This is a genomic window from Pseudomonas sp. BIGb0278, from assembly GCF_024809895.1.
Classification (GTDB): domain Bacteria; phylum Pseudomonadota; class Gammaproteobacteria; order Pseudomonadales; family Pseudomonadaceae; genus Aquipseudomonas; species Aquipseudomonas shirazensis.
In genome coordinates this window covers 625,331-643,420 of record NZ_JANUEL010000001.1, presented here as the reverse complement: position 1 = coordinate 643,420, position 18,090 = coordinate 625,331, and the positions used below count along the sequence as shown (strand labels likewise).

The 18,090-nt window shown below is 61.3% G+C and carries 19 protein-coding genes; 14 read left to right on the top strand and 5 right to left on the bottom strand.

Annotated features, from left to right (window positions below):
* Positions 1-22: 22 nt before the first annotated feature.
* The 3 genes from M2396_RS02745 to M2396_RS02735 all read left to right on the top strand — a co-directional run bounded on the left by M2396_RS02745 (position 23) and on the right by M2396_RS02735 (position 2,416).
* Positions 23-340 (top strand): SCP2 sterol-binding domain-containing protein, encoded by a 318-nt coding sequence (locus tag M2396_RS02745; RefSeq protein WP_101320731.1) that lies wholly within the window; start codon positions 23-25, stop codon positions 338-340.
* A gap of 217 nt (positions 341-557) precedes the next feature.
* Positions 558-1,625 (top strand): phosphotransferase family protein, encoded by a 1,068-nt coding sequence (locus tag M2396_RS02740; RefSeq protein WP_259072905.1) that lies wholly within the window; start codon positions 558-560, stop codon positions 1,623-1,625.
* A 23-nt stretch (positions 1,626-1,648) separates the two neighbouring features.
* Positions 1,649-2,416, top strand: a complete 768-nt coding sequence (locus M2396_RS02735) for an SDR family oxidoreductase (protein ID WP_150568821.1) — start codon at positions 1,649-1,651, stop codon at positions 2,414-2,416.
* Positions 2,417-2,425: 9 nt separating this feature from the next.
* Here M2396_RS02735 and M2396_RS02730 read toward each other — a convergent pair whose 3' ends face one another.
* Positions 2,426-2,776, bottom strand: a complete 351-nt coding sequence (locus M2396_RS02730) for a hypothetical protein (RefSeq protein WP_150568820.1) — start codon at positions 2,774-2,776, stop codon at positions 2,426-2,428.
* Positions 2,777-2,893: 117 nt separating this feature from the next.
* On the opposite strand from M2396_RS02730, the gene M2396_RS02725 reads away from it, so the two are divergent.
* Entirely contained in the window at positions 2,894-3,196 is a 303-nt protein-coding gene (locus M2396_RS02725; RefSeq protein ID WP_101320739.1) for an RcnB family protein, read from the top strand.
* A 1-nt stretch (position 3,197) separates the two neighbouring features.
* On the opposite strand, the gene M2396_RS02720 is transcribed toward M2396_RS02725, so the two are convergent.
* On the bottom strand, positions 3,198-4,358 hold the full coding sequence (locus M2396_RS02720) for a GGDEF domain-containing protein (protein WP_259072902.1): 1,161 nt from the start codon (positions 4,356-4,358) through the stop codon (positions 3,198-3,200).
* A gap of 244 nt (positions 4,359-4,602) precedes the next feature.
* On the opposite strand from M2396_RS02720, the gene M2396_RS02715 reads away from it, so the two are divergent.
* The 3 genes from M2396_RS02715 to M2396_RS02705 all read left to right on the top strand — a co-directional run bounded on the left by M2396_RS02715 (position 4,603) and on the right by M2396_RS02705 (position 8,547).
* On the top strand, positions 4,603-4,998 hold the full coding sequence (locus tag M2396_RS02715; protein WP_101320743.1) for a bacteriocin: 396 nt from the start codon (positions 4,603-4,605) through the stop codon (positions 4,996-4,998).
* A 202-nt stretch (positions 4,999-5,200) separates the two neighbouring features.
* Positions 5,201-7,030, top strand: coding sequence for an SLC13 family permease (locus M2396_RS02710; protein ID WP_150569957.1), 1,830 nt, complete (start codon positions 5,201-5,203; stop codon positions 7,028-7,030).
* Positions 7,031-7,134: 104 nt separating this feature from the next.
* The gene (locus M2396_RS02705) at positions 7,135-8,547 is read left to right on the top strand and encodes a sensor domain-containing diguanylate cyclase (RefSeq protein WP_259072900.1); all 1,413 of its coding nucleotides are present in this window, start codon (positions 7,135-7,137) and stop codon (positions 8,545-8,547) included.
* Between the two features lie 545 nt (positions 8,548-9,092).
* Here the strand turns inward: M2396_RS02705 and M2396_RS02700 are convergent.
* Both M2396_RS02700 and M2396_RS02695 read right to left on the bottom strand, forming a co-directional pair.
* Positions 9,093-9,446: an SH3 domain-containing protein gene (locus M2396_RS02700; protein ID WP_181087492.1), complete on the bottom strand. Its 354-nt coding sequence runs from the start codon at positions 9,444-9,446 to the stop codon at positions 9,093-9,095.
* 64 nt (positions 9,447-9,510) lie between these two features.
* Positions 9,511-10,002, bottom strand: a complete 492-nt coding sequence (locus tag M2396_RS02695) for a GNAT family N-acetyltransferase (protein WP_259072897.1) — start codon at positions 10,000-10,002, stop codon at positions 9,511-9,513.
* A 126-nt stretch (positions 10,003-10,128) separates the two neighbouring features.
* Here M2396_RS02695 and M2396_RS02690 point away from each other — a divergent pair, with 126 nt between their 5' ends.
* Positions 10,129-11,076, top strand: coding sequence for a LysR substrate-binding domain-containing protein (locus M2396_RS02690; RefSeq protein ID WP_259072896.1), 948 nt, complete (start codon positions 10,129-10,131; stop codon positions 11,074-11,076).
* A 246-nt stretch (positions 11,077-11,322) separates the two neighbouring features.
* On the top strand, positions 11,323-11,526 hold the full coding sequence (locus M2396_RS02685; protein ID WP_224785525.1) for a hypothetical protein: 204 nt from the start codon (positions 11,323-11,325) through the stop codon (positions 11,524-11,526).
* A gap of 11 nt (positions 11,527-11,537) precedes the next feature.
* On the opposite strand, the gene M2396_RS02680 is transcribed toward M2396_RS02685, so the two are convergent.
* The gene (locus M2396_RS02680) at positions 11,538-11,852 is read right to left on the bottom strand and encodes a hypothetical protein (RefSeq protein ID WP_101323060.1); all 315 of its coding nucleotides are present in this window, start codon (positions 11,850-11,852) and stop codon (positions 11,538-11,540) included.
* 243 nt (positions 11,853-12,095) lie between these two features.
* On the opposite strand from M2396_RS02680, the gene M2396_RS02675 reads away from it, so the two are divergent.
* The 5 genes from M2396_RS02675 to M2396_RS02655 all read left to right on the top strand — a co-directional run bounded on the left by M2396_RS02675 (position 12,096) and on the right by M2396_RS02655 (position 18,028).
* On the top strand, positions 12,096-12,611 hold the full coding sequence (locus M2396_RS02675; RefSeq protein WP_181087495.1) for a sigma-70 family RNA polymerase sigma factor: 516 nt from the start codon (positions 12,096-12,098) through the stop codon (positions 12,609-12,611).
* A complete protein-coding gene (locus M2396_RS02670; RefSeq protein WP_259072895.1) occupies positions 12,611-13,576 on the top strand; it encodes a FecR domain-containing protein in 966 nt (321 codons plus the stop codon). Before M2396_RS02675 ends, M2396_RS02670 begins: the two co-directional genes overlap by 1 nt.
* A gap of 106 nt (positions 13,577-13,682) precedes the next feature.
* Positions 13,683-16,130 (top strand): TonB-dependent siderophore receptor, encoded by a 2,448-nt coding sequence (locus M2396_RS02665; protein WP_259072894.1) that lies wholly within the window; start codon positions 13,683-13,685, stop codon positions 16,128-16,130.
* Positions 16,131-16,235: 105 nt separating this feature from the next.
* The gene (locus M2396_RS02660; protein ID WP_181087497.1) at positions 16,236-16,571 is read left to right on the top strand and encodes a hypothetical protein; all 336 of its coding nucleotides are present in this window, start codon (positions 16,236-16,238) and stop codon (positions 16,569-16,571) included.
* 215 nt (positions 16,572-16,786) lie between these two features.
* Positions 16,787-18,028: a DUF1835 domain-containing protein gene (locus tag M2396_RS02655; RefSeq protein ID WP_259072893.1), complete on the top strand. Its 1,242-nt coding sequence runs from the start codon at positions 16,787-16,789 to the stop codon at positions 18,026-18,028.
* The last annotated feature ends 62 nt before the right edge of the window (positions 18,029-18,090 follow it).

Below are 18,090 nucleotides of genomic sequence, written 5' to 3'. Positions count from 1 at the left end.
TTCACTTAACAAGGAATACACCATGAGCGATGTAGCTAAAGCCGTCGAAGCGATGAAAGCCAAATTCAATCCCGCTGCTGCTGAAGGCCTGGACCTGGTGTTCGGCTTCAACATCACCGACGAAGACAAGCAGTACGCGCTGGTCGTCAAAGACGGCACCTGCGACATCCAGGAAGGTGAAAACCCAGACGCCAACTGCACCCTGGTGCTGGACAGCGAGACCCTCAAAGGCATCGTCAGCGGCGAAACCGATGGCATGCAAGCGTTCATGGGCGGCAAGCTGCGCGTTGAAGGCGACATGATGCTGTCGATGAAACTCAGCGAGCTGTTCCCTGCCTGAGTGGCAACGACGACTGTCTGAAAGAAACCGAAGCCGGCACCGGCTTCGGTTTTTTTTTGCCTGCTACGGCGCTCATCGCCCAGTGTAGGTAACGCGCATCAAGCGTACTGATCAAGCGCCAACACGCCTGCCTATATGGCGACTGGCACGCTTGTTCCATTACAGCGAGCCGATTAGATTAGCCAATAATCCTCGATACCGAGAATAAGGACCACGCATGACGCTGACTGACCAGTCCACCCAGGTACGCCCCGGCGAAGAACTCGATGCCAGCGTCATCGATCCCTATCTCAAAGCTCATCTGCCTGGCCTGGAAGGCATGCCGCTGATCAGTCAGTTCCCGGGCGGCGCCTCCAATCTGACCTACCTGGTCAGCTACCCACAGCGTGAGTTCGTGTTGCGGCGTCCGCCCTTTGGCGCCAAAGCCAAGTCAGCGCACGACATGGCCCGTGAGTTTCGTATCCTCAATCAGCTCAACAGCGGCTTTCCTTACTGCCCCAAGGCGTACCTGCACTGCACCGACGAAAGCCTGATCGGCAGCGAGTTCTACCTGATGGACCGGGTCGAAGGGATCATCCTGCGCTCGGACATCCCGCTGGAGCTGGGCCTCGATGCCCAGCGCACCGAAGCCCTGTGCAAAAGCTTCATCGACCGTTTGGTGCAATTGCATCAAGTGGATTACCGCGCCTGCGGCCTGGCTGACCTGGGCAAACCCGAGGGTTACGTGCAGCGCCAGATCGAGGGCTGGATCAGCCGCTATGAGCAGGCCGCCACCCCGGATGCACCGCGCTGGCAGCAGGTCATGGACTGGCTGCGGGCAAAGATGCCAGCCGACCACCCGCGCTCAGCCATCGTGCACAACGACTACCGCTTCGACAACGTCATCCTCGACGCAGCCAACCCGATGCAGATCATCGGCGTTCTGGACTGGGAGATGACCACCCTCGGTGACCCGTTGATGGACCTGGGCAACAGCCTGGCTTACTGGATCGAGGCCGACGACCCCGCCCCCATGCAACTGATGCGGCGCCAGCCAAGCAACGCTCCGGGCATGCTCAGCCGGGCGCAGTTCGTTGCCTACTACGCCGAGCGCGCCGGCATCCGCATCGACAACTTCGACTTCTACTATTGTTATGGACTGTTCCGCCTCGCAGGGATCGTCCAGCAGATCTATTACCGCTTCCACTACGGCCAGACGCAGGACAAACGCTTCGCGCAGTTCATTCACATGAACCGCCTGCTTGAGCAGATGGCGCTGCAAGTGATCGGCAAGTCCGCACTTTGACCACACACAACAAGGGACACAGCATGGCCAAGACGCAACTGTTCGACCTCGACGGCAAGATTGCCTTCGTCTCCGGCGCCAGCCGCGGCATCGGCGAAGCCATCGCCCACTTGCTGGCGCAGCAAGGCGCGCATGTGATTGTCTCCAGCCGCAAGCTGGACGGCTGTCAGCAGGTCGCCGACGCGATCATCGCAGCCGGCGGCAAAGCAACTGCAGTGGCCTGCCATATCGGTGAGCTGGAACAAATCCAACAGGTGTTTGCCGGCATTCGCGAGCAGTTCGGCAGGCTCGACATCCTGGTCAACAACGCGGCCACCAACCCGCAGTTCTGCAACGTGCTGGACACCGACCCAGGCGCCTTTCAGAAAACCGTCGACGTCAACATTCGCGGTTACTTCTTCATGTCGGTAGAGGCCGGCAAACTGATGCGTGAGCACGGTGGTGGCAGCATCATCAACGTGGCCTCGATCAACGGCGTGTCCCCGGGGCTGTTCCAGGGCATCTACTCGGTGACCAAGGCCGCGGTGATCAACATGACCAAGGTGTTCGCCAAGGAGTGCGCGCAGTTCGGCATCCGCTGCAACGCCTTGCTGCCAGGCCTGACCGATACCAAGTTCGCCTCGGCACTGGTCAAGAATGACGCCATCCTCAACGTCGCCCTGCAGCAGATACCGCTCAAGCGTGTGGCGGCGCCCAGCGAGATGGCCGGCGCAGTGTTGTACCTGGCGAGCGACGCCTCGAGTTACACCACCGGCACCCTGCTCAATGTCGACGGTGGTTTCCTGTCCTGAGCCGGCCGGTTACAGGCAGGTCGCCGCAGTAGCCCGGCGGCGCAGTGCGGTGGTGTCGGCTTTTTGCGCGTAATAGTCGACGCGTGTGCCACCGTCTTGCGGATAGATGTCGGCAAACGACTCTGCCTCACGGGTATAAACCGTCAAGCCGCCACTCTTGCGCGGCTGCAGGTAACCACTGGCGTCGACCCCAAAGACAGCCTCATCCTGCCAACTGAACTGGATGCATTGGGCAACCAGTTCCGCAGCCTTTTGCGATTTCAGCTGTGCAGTCGGCGCAGTGCCGCGCGCGGCATCCATGGTCGACGAGGCACACCCGAGCAGCATCAATGCTGCGGCCATCGGCACAATTGCACGCATGTTTCATCCTCGTAGGCAAAAAAGAACGCGACTCTAGCATTTGCGTGCCTGCACAAGTGAATTCTCGACGCTCAGCTGTTGTCGCATTAACACACCTATTGCATTTGGAGACTGTGCATGAAAATGCGCCCACTGCTGTCCGCCCTGCTGTTCACCGCCACCCTGCCTTGCCTGCCATTGGCTGCCACTGCAGCCGAAAGCAACGTCGAGAGCGTCAAGGCGCCGGAGTCTCACGACCGCGAACTGAAGGTCGGTGACAAGGCCCCGGATCAATACAAACGCGATGATGCCGCCGTGGTTGACTGGAAAGCCAACGGCCTGCCAGCGCCGGAAAAAGAAAGCCACTGGGTAAAAATGGGCAATCGCTTCGTGCTGGTGCAGATCACCAACGGCGTCGTGCTGGCCATTCACTCGAAGTGATCTAGCAGGGGCCTGGCACTGCTGCCATGTGCACAGTATTGCGCCCATCCGCCTTGGCTTGATACAGCGCCGCATCCGCTCGCCCGAGCAGCGCTGCCGCACTGTCATCAGGCCCGGGCACTGCGCACCACAGGCCGACGCTGAAGCGCAGCTCGATAGTGTCGTCAGCGAACTGCGCCGGGCTTTGTGCGATGGCCTGGCGCAAGCCCTGCAGTGCCGCCATCGCGCCCTCACGCTCGGTATGTGGCAACAGCAGCAGGAATTCCTCCCCGCCATAACGTCCCAGGCTGTCAGCCGCACGCAGGCGCCGTTGTAGCTGGCGAACGCAGTGGCACAGCACCTCATCCCCAGCCAGGTGGCCATACAGATCGTTGATCCGTTTGAAGTGATCGATATCGATCATCGCCACGGCCAGGTGACTGCCCTCATCACGTGCGCGCTCCAGCTCTTGGTCGAAACGCTGGAGGATGGCCCGCCGGTTGTAAGTGCCGGTCAGCACATCGTGCAGCGCCATGTGCTGCAAGCGCGACTCGCTGCGCTCTTTGGCCATCAGCACTAGGCCGAGCGAATACATCATCACCGTTACCGTGCCGATCGCCACCGATACCGTCTGCTTGAGGTTGCTGATGTCGTAGCGCATCTCGGCTGCGTCCCCAGCCAGCACCGCGATAACCCGCATACCCAGGCCTACCAGGCTTATAGAAGCGCCGATCACCAACAGCAGATGCGCCCGACCGGGACGTTCGGCATGACGCCGCGCCCAATGCAGCAACAGCCCGCACTGAACCATGAGCACTACTGTGGCCAGCAGCATGCGCGGCTCGAGCGTCTGCAGCAGAAGCAGCAGCCCGCCTAACATGCATAACGGAATGATGAAAATAACTCGCCACGGTACTTTCAGTTCACGCACCCGAAACAAGCTTGCCGAGTAGAACGCCAACGCCAGCGACAGCAGGCTGTTGCCCAAGGCATAGCTGACCCACAGCGGGGCCTGGGCATACAGCGTGTAGCAGATGTATGCGAGGGCGTGCGCGAGCAGGCCGCAGCCGGTCAGTAGCAGGCTGTCACGGCGATTGTATTGACCCACCAGCAACAGACAGAACGCCATGATGGTGGCGACCAGCGCGACGGCGGCGAACAGTGTAGGGGTATGGGCGATCATGTTGGTTAACCAGGCAGCGGGTGGCCGTCTCACTGCGGCCTGCCAACCAGTCTAGGGCGCCCCACGCAAACCGACCATGACCGAACGGGACAGATCAGCAGCCATCGAGCCCGAGCGTTCCATCGAGTAACAAAAACTCCATTGTCGAAGAAACCAAATCGATCGAACCCGGTCCTAGTGAGTACCCCGTAATCCTTTACGGATCAATGACCTGACTTAGCCACTTGTTTCGAGGTTCACCATTATGCGTCTGACTCTGCCTTCTCTCGCCTTGGGTCTGTTGCTGAGCCAAAGCGCTTTTGCCGGTGACGGCACTGCAGCTATCGGCGGCGGCCTCGGCGGCGTGCTCGGTAATGTGGTCGGTCAGCAGATGGGCGGCCGCACCGGCGCGGCTATCGGTGCGGGCCTGGGCGGCGCAGCCGGCAGCGCCGTCGGCGCGCGCAAAGGCAATCGCACCGAGGCAGCGCTGGGTGGCGGCCTGGGTTCGGCAGGTGGCTCGCTGGTCGGTGGCGCCCTCGGCGGCTCGACCGGCTCGACCGTCGGCGCTGGCCTGGGCGGCGCAGCAGGTGGCGCCGTGGGTAACCACATGGGCGACAACGGCGGCAGCAAGAAGAAGCACAAGCGCCGCCATCGCCACTGATTGCAATCTCAGAACGCCGGGGCTACGTTGTAGCCCCGGCAATCGCAAGCCGCCCCACCCTCACAACGCTTAGGCTGCTCCCGCACTGCACCAATGCAGCGCGTCAAAAACCTGCATCACATCAACACCCCCATCACGCCAAACTGCCACACTGACTGCTAATGTCTTGTGTGCCCCCTGCGTGAAGGATCACTTCCTCGTCATGAACCCTGAGCTACTCATGGTGCTCGGCCTGCTGGCCGTGGTTATCCTGTTATTCATCCTCAACCGCCCACGCATGGACGTGGTTGCGTTGCTGGTCATCGTATTTCTGCCGCTGTCCGGCATCCTCACTGTAGAGCAAGCCCTGGCCGGCTTCAGCGATCCTAACGTGGTCCTTATCGCGGCGCTGTTCGTCATCGGCGAAGGCCTGGTACGCACCGGCATTGCCTACCGCATCGGTGAATGGATGAGCGCCCGCGCAGGCAACAGCGAAGCGCGTCTGCTGGTCTTGCTGATGGTTTCGGTAGCCGGCCTGGGTTCGGTGATGAGCTCGACTGGAGTCGTCGCTATCTTTATCCCGGTGGTGCTAAGCATTGCCGCGCGGCTTGGCCTGGCACCCAGCCGACTGATGATGCCGTTGAGCTTTGCCGGTTTGATCAGCGGCATGCTCAGCCTGGTTGCCACGCCGCCCAACGTGGTTGTACACAGCGAGCTGGTGCGTCATGGCGAGCAGGGCTTCGGCTTTTTCAGTTTCACCCCGTTCGGCCTGGTAGTGCTGGTGCTGGGCATCGGCTACATGCTGCTGACCCGACGCTGGCTCAACGGCGAAGTACGCAAGGATGGCCGCACCGAAAGCCGCCGCACCTTGCTCGACCTGGTGCTCGACTACAAGCTCAATGGCCGCGAACGGCGCTTGCGCATTCGCCCTGACTCACCGCTGGTGGGGCATACCCTGGGTGAACTGGAATTACGCACCCGCCACGGCGCCAACGTGATCGGTATCGAGCGCCAGCACAAGTTCACCACCCGGGTGATCAGCGCCGACTCCAACAGCGTTTTGCAACAGGGCGATGTGCTGCTGCTCGATCTGTTCGCCAACCGCGATGATCTGCGCAGTCTGTGCCAATCGATGCGCCTTGAGCCGCTGCACTTCAAGGCGGCCTACTTCATCGATCAGTCGCAGGAACTGGGCATGGCCGAAGTGTCGCTGCCACCTGGCTCGCAGCTGATCGGCAAAAGCATTCTTGAGCTGACCTTCCGCAGCCGCTACGACCTCAACGTAGTCGGTCTGCGCCGCGAACAGGCCGCCATCGACGAGCAACTGGTGGAAGAAAAACTGCGCCAAGGCGATACCTTGCTGGTGGTCGGTCCCTGGAAAGCCGTGCGTCAGCTGCAAAGCCAGCCCAAGGATTTTCTGGTGCTGAGCCTGCCTGCCGAGATCGATCAGGTGGCGCCGGCACGAAGCCGCGCGCCATACGCCTTGATCAGCCTGGCGGTGATGGTTGGCTTGATGGTCAGCGGGCTGGTCCCCAACGTCATCGCCGCGCTGATCGGCTGCCTGCTGATGGGCGCCGGGCGCTGCATCGACATGAACAGCGCCTACCGCGCGATCCACTGGCAGAGCCTGGTGCTGATCGTCGGCATGTTGCCATTTGCCTTGGCCCTGCAGCAGACCGGCGGCATCGATCTGGCGGTCGGCGGCCTGGTCAGCCTGCTCGGCAATGCCGGGCCCAGCGCCATTCTTGCCTGCCTGTTCGCCGTGACTGCGATTATCGGCCTGTTCATCTCCAACACCGCAACCGCAGTGCTGATGGCGCCAGTGGCGATCAGCACCGCCCATCAACTGGGCATGTCGCCCTACCCGTTCGCCATGACTGTTGCACTGGCAGCCTCGGCGGCGTTCATGACGCCGGTGTCTTCACCGGTCAACACCTTGGTCCTGGGGCCTGGCCAATACCGCTTTGCTGACTTCGTCAAAGTGGGGGTGCCGTTCACCTTGCTGGTGATGCTGGTAACTGTGGTGATGGTGCCGTGGTTCTTTGGGCTCTAGTGAGGCAATTTGACAGCAGGCGGGCTGGCGAAACACACTGACACTAATTACCCAGGTGCCTGCAGTCGTTGTCCTGGATCCGTCTATGCCAGCCGGTAGAACCCATGGTGTTTCCAGTACGCTCGCAGCTCTTGCCTTATTTTGTCCTGTTCAGCCTGACCCTGGTCATTACCCTTGGCGGCGTTCTCGCCCGCCCGATCGAGTCGTTGTCGCTGTTCTGGCCGGTCAACGCAGTGCTGGCAGGCGTCCTGCTGCGCTATCCCCGCCAGGCGACTCCACTTGGCTTCGCCCTGGTGTGGCTGGCCATGGTGGCTGCCGACCTGGCCTGCGGGAGTAATTGGCAACCGGCGCTGTGGTTCAACCTGTGCAATCTGAGCGTGATCGTTACGGTTTGGCTGCTGCTGGTCCGCTTGCCGCGCCAGCACCGGCGCATGCGCAGCCCTCAGGGCGTGCTTTGCGTGTTTGCCGCGTGCGCCGCTGGCGCCATGGTGGCGGCAAGCATGGCCTGCCTGATGTCGTCACCGTGGTTTCAGGAATCGATGCGCGCGACCTGGCTGGCCTGGTTCAGCGAACAGTTTTCCACCTGCATATTGATCGTGCCGGCCCTGCTGACCGCGCCCTCGCGGGGCGTGTTGCTGCATGGCGGCGGCAAGCCCGTTCGCCTGGCACCGCTGCTGGTGCTGATGGGTTCGTTGGCATTGAGCATCGTATTTGGCGGCCCTGGCGCGATTGCGTTCCCGATCGCCGCCTTGCTCTGGTGTGCCTGGACTTACTCACCCTTCCTTGTGTCACTACTGGCGCTGATGGCGGGTAGCAGCTTGATCGTCGCCGTGGCGCAAAACCTCATGCACTTCAGCGTGCCGCAGAGCGTGCCGGGGGTGACCACGCTGATGTCAGCACGGCTGGGCATCACCATGCTGGTACTGGGCCCTCTGGTAGTGGCCTGCGTGAGCAATGCCAACCGGAGCCTGCTGGCGCGGCTTGAACATCAGGCAACCATCGATCATCTGACCGGCGCCCTCACCCGCAGCGCTTTCACGCGTTTGGCCAATGCCCTGCTCGACAGCCGCCAGCAGCTTGATCAGGCCATGCCGCTGACCTTGATGATGCTCGATATCGATCACTTCAAAAGCATCAATGACCGCCATGGCCACGGTGTCGGCGACCAAGTGCTGCGCACCTTCGCCCACGCCCTGCAAGAGCAGCTGCGCGATGGCGAGCTGTTTGCCCGGTTGGGTGGCGAAGAATTTGTCGTGGTCTTGCCCGGGCTTGCGCCCAAGCATGCCCAGTTCACTGCCGAACGCCTGCGCCGGGCAGTGCAGGACCTACACCTGAACCACGCCGACCCGCGCCTGCAGATGACCGTCAGCATCGGTTTGGCAGGTTGTGCCGAGGGCGGCCCATCGCCTGCGCTGGACGCGCTGCTGGTATGCGCCGACAAGGCGCTGTATCGCGCCAAGGCACGTGGCCGCAATTGCATCGAGCTCGCCGAACAGGCGCTACAGCAGACCGTCTGAATCCAGGCCGATAATCGCTGCTCAAATTCTGCTCAATCTAACGCAGGCCGCTAACCACCTTACCTGCAGCGATTTATCCACAGACCTACCCACGTTTTCTGTGGACAGTTTTCCCAAGGCAAAGAACGACTTATCGCACATACGACAACGCCGAGTCGGCTTGTAGGCCACTCGGCTATGGGTAGTTGGACAAGGGTGAGCGCCGCAGCTCTGGCCCGCCTGGGGAAGCAGCGGGCCGGCAGCGGGGTATCGCCGGTCAAGGCGGCGGAATGGTGCCCAAAAGGCCGATACAGATTGTCAGCAGCAGAAAACCACCGAGGAACAGCGCAAGCTTGCCCATTGGAACCTCTACAGTGTGAACACGAATTGGCGTAGCTGGCCCGGGGCGGACCATCGCGGCACAAGTAGCTTGGCGTGCAACGGTCAGTCGACTGGGCTTGTGAGGTATTTTCCGCCTTCGGCTGATACGGTTACAGATGCAGGTTCGCGGAAAAAAAGCAGATCAGATGAGACCGGCAGCTGGCCGCCGGTAGCTTTTCAACGCGTCACTCCAGCAGTTGCAGCTTCTCGCGAGGCAGCCAGCCCAACTCACCATTGCCAGCACGGCGGCACCACAACCAGCCGTTCATGGGCAGCAGGGCGAGCACCTGCTGCCCCGGATCAACATCCAGCTCATGCGCCGAGTAGTGCTCCAGCGCCCTACCCTGGGCGACGCCAACCCGCTCGATAAGCTGCGCCGGGATCCAGCCAGGCTCCTGCCCGGCGCAGGTACAGAGGTACCAGTCCAGCCAGCTCTCGTTACCTTCGTAACGCTGGCCGATCTCGAGCAGATCGCCCTTGGCGACCCGGATAGGTCGCGGGTATCCGGATCGATGAGCTTGGATAACAACGTACTTCACTTGCCTCTCCCTGGCTGAGTGTGCGTCGGGCCAACGTTGGCGCGCCGGAAATCATATAACTGCCTTACAACGCCATGACCATCTCGTGCCAGCTCATGCCACCGTGATCGGAGGGTGATGGCTGCACATAGCGATAGCCGAGTTTTTCGTACAGGGCGACGTGGCGTTGCTTGCACATCAGATGGATCGTCGCCTTGCCCCGCGCGCGCATCTGCTCGACGAAGTGCGCCATCAGCAGCCCGGCAAAGCCGCGCCCCTGCAGCGCCGGGTCTACCACCACCGACATGATCACCACATTGGCAGCGCGCGGATCATGCCCGACCAGCTCCTTGAAGGCCTCATCGGACATCACCACCTGCTCGGCGCAACCGCTGTTGATGAAACCAGCAATCTCGCCATCCAGTTCCAGAATCAGAAAGCCCTCTGGATACTGCTCGATGCGCTTGGCTATCTTTTCCCGAGTGGCCGCCTCATCGCCCTCGTAGGCGCTGGTTTCGATCTGGTAGCAGCGCTCCACATCCTGCAAGCTGGCCTGGCGCAAGGTTGGCGTGGTCATCAAAATGTCCCCCATTTCGGTAAAGCCCGCCATGCTAGCGCAACTGCCGGCGAACTTGTTGCTCGCGGGACAGACTGACGCCAGAATCAGCCGATCAGCCCACACGCGCCGCAGGAAGCCGCCCCCATGAGCACCGCCAAGCGACGCACCGCGCCCAGCGTGATCAATCATCTGGTTGCCTTTGAGGCCGCTGCCCGGCTGGGCAGCTTTCGCGCGGCAGGCGAGGCGTTGAGCGTCACCCAAGGCGCAGTCGCCCAGCAGGTACGCACGCTGGAAGAGAAGCTCGGCATGGCCCTGTTCGAACGCCTGCCACGCGGCCTGTGCACGACGCCCCAGGGCCGCGAGTACCTGCAGCGGGTGCAGCAGGCATTGCACATCATCGAAGACGCCACCACCGAGCTCCTCGCTCAAGGTGCCCCAGACGATCCCCACCAGGTGGTGCTCAGCACCACGCCAGCCTTTGCCAGCCGCTGGTTGATCCCACGACTGGGCCGGCTGGCGGCAGCACATCCGCAGATCGCGCTGATGATCGATGCCTCCGACAGTACCCGGCAACTGACCGGCAAAGGCGCGGTGGACATGGCCGTGCGTTGGGGCACTGCCCCTTTCGCCGGCTGTCACGCGCGTCACCTGCTGGCGGGCCAGGCTCTGCCCGTGTGCGCGCCGTCACTACGTAACGCGGGTGACTGGCAGGTACCTAGCGATCTGGCCAGTGCACCGCTTGTTTCCGACAGCCACAACAACTGGAAGCGCTGGTTCGATCACTACGGCCGGCCAGGCACCCGGTTTACCGGCCCAGTATTCTCGCAAACCATTCTGGCGATAGAGGCTGCCGAGCAAGGCATGGGCATCGCTTTGGTGCCAGCACTGCTGGTAGCCAACGCCCTGCAGGCTGGCACGCTGGTACTGGCCTTGGCGGGCCATGAGTTACCCACCAGTGCGGGCTTCTACATACTTACGGGGGAAGCTGCGGCCGTTGGTTCGGCAGCCGCGCTGGTCACCCAATGGCTAGAGCAGGAGGCCGCCGAGCCGGGTCAATTGCAACAGGTCATTTCACGCGAGCCGCGCAGCTAGGCGGATACAGGTGCAGTAACAAATTATTTCAGAGCGCAGACAAAAACTTTGGAAACACTGCACCGCTTGGCCTGTGAGTGCATTGAATACAAACGCTTCGAAATATCGGCACACACCCATCGTAGGACGGCTCTGATCTGCTTGTAGGATTAAGCCTACAGCAGTGCAATACCTGTACGAAAACGCAGTTCCGGCTCTCAGAATGAGCTGATACGGTCGGCTCATTCCTACAACGGCAGGGACGCCATGAGCCAGAGAATCGAGATGGAAAACTACGACCAGTCCGCCCTAGCACTGCAGAAAAACCTACTCACCCTGCGTCAGCAGCGCGATCGTCAGCGCGCAGTCGGCAACCACACCGAAGCTGATCATCTGGACAAGCTGATTACCGGCATCGAGCAGACGTTCGCCCAGTTGCAGGACACGTTCAAGCCGACGACCCTGCAATGATCTGAGCCGCCTCAGGCGTCGAATTTCTGCCGCACGACCCAGCTCAATGCCCAGCCGGCGAATGCGTAGAACGCGTCCAGATAAACCAGGCCTTTGTAATTGGGCAGCAGCCCACCCTGTGCCAGCAGTTCGGCCATGTCCGGCGTCGGCGGGCTCAGCAGGTAGTAGGCGTTGGGCAACAATGCCAACGCCAGCAGGATCAGATACGTCACGCCTTTGAACAATGACTCTCGCTCGGGCGATTGTGCGGCCAGGCGCATCCCGAAAAAGGCGACCACGCCCGCTACTGGCAAGACCCACAGATGGGATGGCATGCTGAAGAAGATCTCTGCAGCCAGACTGCGTGATTCCACGGTTGAAGCTCCTTGTCAAAATGGGCAGGGCTTTTGCGGCGGCTGCATGAGCGCCAAAAGGCCGGGATTGTTACAAGCGCGCAGACCAATTGCAAAGTCCGTACTGACTGAACGCGACCGCTCTCCCCCACCCCGCCATGCCAGCCCCCGCGAAATCATTGCCAAATTTCTCGCAACAGCGTCTAATTGCAATTAGTTATCATTAGTGACCATTCCATGTCTGCTGACGACATTGCCCTTCGATGCGCCACCCAGGATCTCTACAGTAGCCACAGCGGCTGGCTGCTCGGCTGGCTGCGCCGGCGTCTGCAGTGTCACAGCGATGCCGCCGATCTGGTCCAGGATACGTTCGTACGGGTCATCAAGGCACGCCGCGCGCTGGACATTCGCGAGCCGCGGCAGTACCTGAGCACCGTCGCCAAGGGCCTGGTCATCGACCTGTTCCGCCGCCGTGCTCTCGAACAAAGCTATCTGCAAGCCTTGTCCGCCCTGCCCGTCGACGAGTACCCCTCGGAAGAAACCCAAGCCATTGTTCTGGAGACCCTGATGGAGGTCGACCGCATGCTCGACAGCCTGGGCGACAAAGTCCGCCAGACCTTCATCCTGTCGCAGTTCGAGGGCTTGAGTTACCCACGCATTGCCGAGCGCCAGGGGATATCCCTGCGCACGGTAAACAACCATATGGCCAAGGCTATCGAACACTGCTGCCTGATCCGCATGGGCTTGCTCTGATGGCCGCGGGCCAGCCCTTGGCACCCGCCCAGCGCGATGCCTTGCGCAGCGCCGCCCAGTGGTACGCGTTGCTGTCTTCGGGCATGCAGCAAGCCCGCGATCAGCAGCGCTGGCAGCAGTGGCACGACGCCGACCCGCTCCACCAGCAGGCCTGGCAGCAGGTCGAAGAAGTCCGGCAGTTGGTTGCCGGCGTGCCGGCCGAGGTTGCGGTCACGGCCTTACAACAGTCCAGGCAATCACGTCGCCAGGTCCTGCGCCAGCTGCTGGTACTCGCGGGCGTTGGCGCAGTTGGCTGGAGCGGTGTCCGCAGCGACCTGGCTACCAGCCTGCTCGCCACTCATCACACTGGGGTTGGTGAACAACGCGTGTTGGTACTCGCAGATGGCAGCCAGGTATTGCTCGATAGCCAGTCTGCGCTGGACGTGCGCTTCGATGATCAGCGTCGGCTGCTGCACCTGCACAGCGGCCGAATGCTGGTGCAGACGGCCGCTGATGTGCGATCGCGGCCCTTCTGTGTGACCTGCGCGCAAGGCCAGGTAGAGGCGCTGGGTACCTGCTTCAGCGTGCAGGCCGACAAGTCATTCTGCGAAGTCGCGGTACTCGACAAGGCCGTGCGCATCCACCCCGCGCAAAGTCCGCAGTCGCTGCGTCTTGAGGCCGGCCAGCACGTGCGCTTCGACCCGCATCAACTGAGCGAACCCGCGCCCTCGGATGCGTCGACGGCGTCCTGGCGTACAGGCAATCTGATTGCCATCAAACGCCCTCTCGGCGAACTGCTCGAAGAGCTGGGCCGCTACCGCCATGGCTGGCTGCGCTGCGACCCGTCGATTGCAGCGCTGAAAGTCTCCGGCGCGTTCCCCCTGGACGACACCGACCGCGCCCTGGCCGCGCTGGAGAGCGGCTTTGATCTGCGTATCGAGCGCCGCAGCCGCTACTGGATCAGCGTCATGCCAAAGCCAACTTGAGCCGTGCAGAAAAAAACTTCACGCAGCGGTGCACTGTTTCTCCATGTCGCTCGGCCAATCCTCAGAAACCTACCGTTTGCGCGGTTTATTTTTGGGGAGGACACTAATGATGTATCCGATCGTGTGCCGGCTGAAGCCGCTGGCCGCAGCCATTCGACTGAGTTTTATCGCCCTTGGCAGCGCCACGCTACCTGGCCTGGTCACTGCAGCTGAACAGAGCGCGGTGCAGCCGTACCACATCGCCGCCGGCAACCTGACCGAGACCCTCAGCGCCTTTGCCTCGGCCTCTGGCAGCGCCTTGTCGTTCGAAGCCGCACTCACCGATGGCCGCCGCTCACCTGGCTTGCAAGGCAGCTACAGCGTCAGCCAAGGCTTTGCCCTGTTGCTGCAAGGCACCGGCCTGCAAGCCGAACTGCAAGGCAATGGCAGCTATGCATTGCGCCCGCAGGCAACCGCTGACGGCGCCATGCAGCTGGACGCCACCCGTATCGACGGTGCAGGCCTGGGTGCCTACACCGAGCACACCAACTCCTACACCACCGGCTCGACCAGCACCGCGACCAAGCTGCCGCTGTCACTGCGCGAAACCCCACAATCGGTCACGGTCATCACCCGCAGACTGATGGACGAGCAGGGTCTGTCGACCATCAACAAAGTACTGACGTTCACGCCCGGCATCACCAGCAACCACCGTGACAGCGAGCGCTACACGTTCTATGCGCGCGGCTTTCAGATCGACAATTTCCAGTACGACGGCATCCCCTCACAGGTCGCCAACGAGTCGCAGCAGTACATCGGCGCGTTGTCCGACATGGCCATCTATGACCGCGTAGAAGTGGTCCGCGGCGCGACCGGCTTGCTCAGCGGCACCGGCAATCCGTCGGCGACCATCAACCTGGTGCGCAAACGACCAACTCGCGAGTTTCAGGGCTATGTTGCCGGCGAAGTGGGCTCATGGGACAAATACCGATCCGAGCTCGATGTGTCCGGCCCGCTGACCGACAGCGGCAATGTGCGCGGGCGCTTCGTCACCGCCTATGAGCATAAAAACTCGTACATCGACTGGTACAAGCAGGAAAACCGCGTGATGTACGGCGCCGTCGACATCGACCTGAATGACGACCTGACCCTGCGCACCAGCCTCGATTATCAGAACAACAACGCCGATGGCACCACCTACGGCCATATCCCGCTGTTCTACAACAACGGCCAGCAAACCAACTTCCCGCGCAACTTCAACCCGGCAACGCGCTGGAGCTACATGAACAACACCGGCTATAACTTCAGTACGCTGCTGGAGCAACGCCTGGCCAATGACTGGACCCTGAAAACCGCCTACAGCCACCAGTACTCGTACCGCAAAAGCCAGAGCGCATCAGCCAGTGGCGGCTATGCCGACCCGCAAACCGGTCAGGGCAACTTCGCCTTCGTCAGCCGCCTGGACAGCTACCAGACCCAGGACACTCTCGACGCCTACGCCTCCGGCCCGTTCAGCCTGGGTGAGCGCGAGCATGATGCGGTAATCGGTGTGAGCACCTCGCGTACGCACCTCAACTTCCCCGAGTACAGCGATCTTGGCCCGGTCGGCGATATCCCGCAGGTGGGCAACATCCATGAATGGGATGGGCGTGCCATCGACCGGCCGACGTTCAGCAAGATTGGCGACAACCTCACCAAGCTGCGCCAGACCGGCATCTACGGTTCGGTACGGCTGAAGCCAACTGACGACCTGTCGATCATTCTCGGCTCTCGGGTTAGTTGGTGGGACATCAACGACATGAAGAGCACCGGCGGCAAACGGGTCGAGAAGGTCAAGAAGACCGGTGAAGTCACGCCGTATGTAGGCATCGTCTACGACCTCAATGACACCTATTCGGTTTATGCCAGCTACACCAGCATCTTCCAGCCGCAAACATTCTATAAAACCACCAGCGGTACAGCCGTCGCGCCGCTGACCGGTGACAATTACGAAATCGGTTTGAAGGCCGAGCTGTTCGACGGCGCGCTCAACGCCAGCATCGCGCTGTTTGATGTCGAACAGAAAAACACGGCATCGGCCATCGGTGTGGATGGTGACGGCCAGACCGTCTACAAAGCCATCGCCGGCACCAGCACTCGCGGTGTCGAAACCGAAGTGTCCGGCGAACTGTTGCCGGGCCTGAACGTTTACGGTGGCTACACATACCGCGAATCGCACGACAAGGACGGTGAGCGCGTCGCGACCAACCAGCCGATCAATCTGTTCAAGCTGGGGACGTCCTACCGCATGCCCGGCGACCTGTCGCGCCTGACCATCGGCGGTAACTTGACCTGGCAAAGCGAAGCCTATGCCGCCCAGCAGATCAACTGGAGCGGCCCCATGCGCAAAGCGACGCAGGATGCCTACGCAGTGGTCGGTTTGTTGGCCAGTTACGAGGTTGATGAGCACTTGACCGTCGGTTTCAACCTGAACAACCTGTTCGACGAGAAGTACTACGACGGCTTGGGCACCTTTGCCTCAGGTTCCTACGGCGAACCCCGCAATGCGGTGGTCAATGCCAAGTGGCGCTTCTGACAGTGACGCGGGAATGAAGACAGCCAACTGCAGAACATCGAGGTGTTCTGGTAAAGTGCCGCCGCCCAATATTTGTATTCGGGCTCTAGTCCATGGAGTAGTAACGTGAAGTCATTCAGCAAAGTCATCGCTTCTGCAGTACTGGGTCTCGCTCTGGCAGGATGCACCGGCACCGCCATGAAAACTCAGCAGTACGACAGCAGCCAGTACACCATTGTTGGCCACAGCGAAGCCAGTGCCACCGGCCTGATGCTGTTCGGCTTGATCCCGATTCGCCAGAACAGCCGCTTCGTACGCGCGCAAGATTACGCCATCAAGGCCAAGGGCGGCGATGCGATGATCAACACCCAGGTACAAGAGCGCTGGTTCTGGGCATGGGTTCTGAATGGCTACACCACCACCGTTTCCGGTGATGTGATCAAGCTGAAGACTGCTCAGTAAGTAGCGTCTTGCTTGATAAAGCCCGGTTCGCCGGGCTTTTTTATGTGTGCCAGCACGCGATCAGGCTTTACCTCCGTGACGCCTGGCCGTTACAGTCGATGCCTGGGCGTGTGCTGCGCCTGCGGTCCGCGCGAAGGGGTTTCCCAGGCATGCGTTGTACATTGCCCATTCCAGCTCCCGGCTTGTCGGCGGACCGAGCCCTGTAAGGAGTTGGCATGCCCGCCATTAATGCTTCCCGCCATCATGGTCTTGTTGACCTGCCCGCGCTGCGCAAACGCGCCAAGCAGTTGCTCAAAGCCCTCAAGAACAACCAAGCCGAAGATACCCGCGTGCAGTTGCGCGCAATCGGCGTGCCTGGCCCGGAGTACAAGCTCGCCGACACTCAGTGGCTGGTAGCGCGTGAAACGGGTTTCTCCAGTTGGCCAAAGTTGATTGCACATGCCGACAGCGTCGCCTTCGCCGCACGTCATCCGGACTTTGCTGCGACCAATGAAGCCACCGTTCAGCACTGGCGCTGCGGCAACGATATCGAGCACAGCCTGCGAGTCGCTGGCTTCACTGGCACATTTCATATGTTCGATGATCCGATGGTCATGGGCCCTGTTCCGGCCCTGCCTGACGACGATTACTGGCAAGTGCGTGCAGCGTTCATTCAGCAGACATTCGGCTTATCGCCACGTGATGCCCAGCAACGCCAAGCCTCACAACGCCAGGCCCTCGCGCAACTTGGCCACGATAGTGAATTGGTGCTGTGGTGCGAGGGCGACGCCTATGATCAGTTGTTTCTGATTCGGCTCCTGGCGAGTTTGGCTACGGTGCCGCGCAGGCTGGAACTGATCGAGATCAACCGCGTGCCGGGCGTTGAGCGTTTCATTGGGCTGGGCCAGCTGGCGCCGGATGTGCTTGCATGGCTCTGGCCACAACGGCGAGCACTGGCTGCAGATGCCTTGGCGCTGGCACGGGAGGCATGGGCGGCCTATACCTCAGCCGACCCTGGCAACTGGGCGCGGATGGCAGGCCAGGTGCATCCGGCATTGCCGCTGCTCGGGCCCGCGTTGGCCAGGCAACTCCAGGAACTCCCAGGCGCCTCGGATGGCTTGAGTCTGACCCAGCGTCTGACCCTGCGGATACTGGCAGATCACGGAGCGTTGCCTGCCGGCAAAGTGTTCGCTCATTTGAGCAAGGACTATGAACCTCTGCCCTTTCTGGGGGATTTGATGTTCGCTACGCTGTTGCGCCCGCTCATCGATGCGCCGCAGCCACTGGTGCAGGAACAGCCGGGCGGTGAGTGGCAGCACGGTCTTGTTCGAATCACCGACCTGGGTGAGCGCGTATTACGAGGCACCGTGAATTGGCTCGACTGTGCCCCAGCCGAGCGCTGGGTTGGCGGCGTGCAGATCGTTGCTGAGCAAAAGCCATGGGTCGTCAGTGAACACGGGGACGTCTGGCGGCGTTGATTCAGTGATCAACGCGCTCCTTTTACCGCAGCCCTAAAGTGCCACTAGCACACTTGTGCTAA

Excerpts from the sequence above, each read along its gene's own strand:
- M2396_RS02690 (WP_259072896.1), top strand. The coding sequence starts at position 10,129 with ATGAGCACCGCCAAGCGACGCACCGCGCCCAGCGTGATCAATCATCTG.
- M2396_RS02710 (WP_150569957.1), top strand. The coding sequence starts at position 5,201 with ATGAACCCTGAGCTACTCATGGTGCTCGGCCTGCTGGCCGTGGTTATC.
- M2396_RS02720 (WP_259072902.1), bottom strand. The coding sequence starts at position 4,358 with ATGATCGCCCATACCCCTACACTGTTCGCCGCCGTCGCGCTGGTCGCC.
- M2396_RS02740 (WP_259072905.1), top strand. The coding sequence starts at position 558 with ATGACGCTGACTGACCAGTCCACCCAGGTACGCCCCGGCGAAGAACTC.
- M2396_RS02675 (WP_181087495.1), top strand. The coding sequence starts at position 12,096 with ATGTCTGCTGACGACATTGCCCTTCGATGCGCCACCCAGGATCTCTAC.
- M2396_RS02695 (WP_259072897.1), bottom strand. The coding sequence starts at position 10,002 with ATGACCACGCCAACCTTGCGCCAGGCCAGCTTGCAGGATGTGGAGCGC.
- M2396_RS02725 (WP_101320739.1), top strand. The coding sequence starts at position 2,894 with ATGAAAATGCGCCCACTGCTGTCCGCCCTGCTGTTCACCGCCACCCTG.
- M2396_RS02745 (WP_101320731.1), top strand. The coding sequence starts at position 23 with ATGAGCGATGTAGCTAAAGCCGTCGAAGCGATGAAAGCCAAATTCAAT.
- M2396_RS02685 (WP_224785525.1), top strand. The coding sequence starts at position 11,323 with ATGAGCCAGAGAATCGAGATGGAAAACTACGACCAGTCCGCCCTAGCA.
- M2396_RS02670 (WP_259072895.1), top strand. The coding sequence starts at position 12,611 with ATGGCCGCGGGCCAGCCCTTGGCACCCGCCCAGCGCGATGCCTTGCGC.
- M2396_RS02665 (WP_259072894.1), top strand. The coding sequence starts at position 13,683 with ATGATGTATCCGATCGTGTGCCGGCTGAAGCCGCTGGCCGCAGCCATT.
- M2396_RS02705 (WP_259072900.1), top strand. The coding sequence starts at position 7,135 with ATGGTGTTTCCAGTACGCTCGCAGCTCTTGCCTTATTTTGTCCTGTTC.
- M2396_RS02730 (WP_150568820.1), bottom strand. The coding sequence starts at position 2,776 with ATGCGTGCAATTGTGCCGATGGCCGCAGCATTGATGCTGCTCGGGTGT.
- M2396_RS02715 (WP_101320743.1), top strand. The coding sequence starts at position 4,603 with ATGCGTCTGACTCTGCCTTCTCTCGCCTTGGGTCTGTTGCTGAGCCAA.
- M2396_RS02735 (WP_150568821.1), top strand. The coding sequence starts at position 1,649 with ATGGCCAAGACGCAACTGTTCGACCTCGACGGCAAGATTGCCTTCGTC.
- M2396_RS02655 (WP_259072893.1), top strand. The coding sequence starts at position 16,787 with ATGCCCGCCATTAATGCTTCCCGCCATCATGGTCTTGTTGACCTGCCC.